Origin of the sequence: Citrobacter sp. Cpo109, assembly GCF_030332565.1 — a bacterium.
GTDB classification, from domain to species: domain Bacteria; phylum Pseudomonadota; class Gammaproteobacteria; order Enterobacterales; family Enterobacteriaceae; genus Citrobacter; species Citrobacter portucalensis.
Window position 1 is genome coordinate 1 of record NZ_JAOWHQ010000004.1, and the last position, 1,493, is coordinate 1,493.

4 protein-coding genes are annotated in these 1,493 nt (G+C 44.1%); 2 read left to right on the forward strand and 2 right to left on the reverse strand.

All coding sequences use genetic code 11. The annotated features are described in order from the left end of the window. Positions 1-311 (forward strand): gp53-like domain-containing protein (locus OGY71_RS00010; RefSeq protein ID WP_439954785.1); only part of this gene is annotated, 311 nt, incomplete at its 5' end. A 1-nt stretch (position 312) separates the two neighbouring features. Then, on the forward strand, positions 313-753 hold the full coding sequence (locus OGY71_RS00015) for a tail fiber assembly protein (RefSeq protein ID WP_286511924.1): 441 nt from the start codon (positions 313-315) through the stop codon (positions 751-753). Here OGY71_RS00015 and OGY71_RS00020 read toward each other — a convergent pair. Together OGY71_RS00020 and OGY71_RS00025 are read right to left on the reverse strand one after the other, a co-directional pair. After that, positions 725-1,147 carry a tail fiber assembly protein gene (locus OGY71_RS00020; protein WP_286511926.1) on the reverse strand — a complete coding sequence of 141 codons (423 nt, stop codon included), beginning with the start codon at positions 1,145-1,147 and terminating at the stop codon, positions 725-727. The genes OGY71_RS00015 and OGY71_RS00020 overlap by 29 nt on opposite strands. 2 nt (positions 1,148-1,149) lie before the next feature. Next, positions 1,150-1,493: gp53-like domain-containing protein (locus OGY71_RS00025; RefSeq protein ID WP_502873157.1), on the reverse strand; the 344-nt coding region annotated here is incomplete at its 5' end.

Genomic DNA, 1,493 nt, shown 5'->3' on the forward strand with positions numbered 1-1,493 from the left:
TTGGTTTAAGGGCAAGCGGTCAGTACACCGATAACTTGTTATTTACAGGCCCTGATGGACTTAAGATTCAGGTGTTTCGCAGAACGCTCGCAAATCAGACTACTGTCGGCGTAGTAAATACAGTGCCAGTGACTTTCCCTGTCCCGTTCCCCGTTAATTGCTGGGGTGTTTTTTCTACCAAATTAACATGGGTTCAGATAGCCAACTCATGCGAGTGGGTAAGCAATACAGGTTTCACCGCTCAGGTCATGATGAATATTGCTGTAAATACAAACACCTCAGAAGCCATGTTTTTAGCTATAGGATATTAATATGAATCGTTTTGTATTCAGCCCATCAGAGTCCCGTTTTTATGCCATCGAATGGCGTGCTGATTATGTCGATAATAATTGTTGGCCGCATGATGCCATTAACGTTAGTGACAGCACTTATTATGAGTTTTCCGGCACTCCACCTACAGGTAAGCAACTTATAACTTTAAATAATATGCCATCATGGGGTGATATTCCCCCGCCTACACGAGAAGAATTAATTGCCGCTGCTGATATGGAGAAGCAAAAAAGAATAGATTTAGCCAATGATTACATGAACGTTAAGCAGTGGCCCGGTAAGGCAGCGATTGGCAGGCTGAAAGGAGAAGGGTTAACTCAATACAATCTGTGGCTGGATTATCTGGATGCACTGGAAGCGGTAGACACCTCCAGTGCTCCGAATATCGAATGGCCTACGCCTCCGGGGGAACAGGCCAGTTAACATGCTCAGGGGCGGTTGTCACATCAGCCGACTTAACTTCATTTTTATAGGCCAGCCACGCCGACAGCTTAGCTCTGTTGGTGTCGCTGATTTCACCGAGCATCAGTTCTGTTCGCCAGTCCAGCATAACAGCGTCAGCATGGGCCAGTAGTTTCTGGCGTTCTTGTTCAGCAGCAGCAATCAACTCTTCACGTGTCGCCGGTGGGATATCAATCCAGACTGGCATATTTTGGCTGGAACTTAACTGTTTGCCTTCAGGTGGTGCAAAGTTATATTCATTTCTGACGCTATCAGAAACCTCTATAACATCAGATGGTAATGAACCTTTGTTAAGGTATTCAGCTTTCATATCTATGGGATAAAAACCCAATGTGCTTGGTGAAAATAAATACATGGTTATTTTCCTATGGCAATAAAATATGAAGAATTCATTCCACCCATATTGTATTTAGCAAAAAATCGGGTCAGGTCATTTACGTCACGTTGTATCGATGGAAATTGTAGTGATGGTGATGCAGTTGTGGACATTAAAACGCCTGGCACAATAGCAATAACGCTACTCGGAAATGGTATAGGGAAATTGATATATAGCCCGTTAGAATCAAAAGATGCCTCGAAAGCCTGAATAACATATCCACTCGGCAACTTAAACCACCCACCACCAGACTGAAAACTACTCATATCAGGGATTTGGCCTGCACCTGTGCCAACATCCCGTTTCGCCGCTTCTCCCAATTGAA

What these genes read in the sequence shown, in the direction of transcription:
- OGY71_RS00015 (WP_286511924.1), top strand. Translation starts at nt 313, where the DNA reads ATGAATCGTTTTGTATTCAGCCCATCAGAGTCCCGTTTTTATGCCATC.
- OGY71_RS00020 (WP_286511926.1), bottom strand. Translation starts at nt 1,147, where the DNA reads ATGTATTTATTTTCACCAAGCACATTGGGTTTTTATCCCATAGATATG.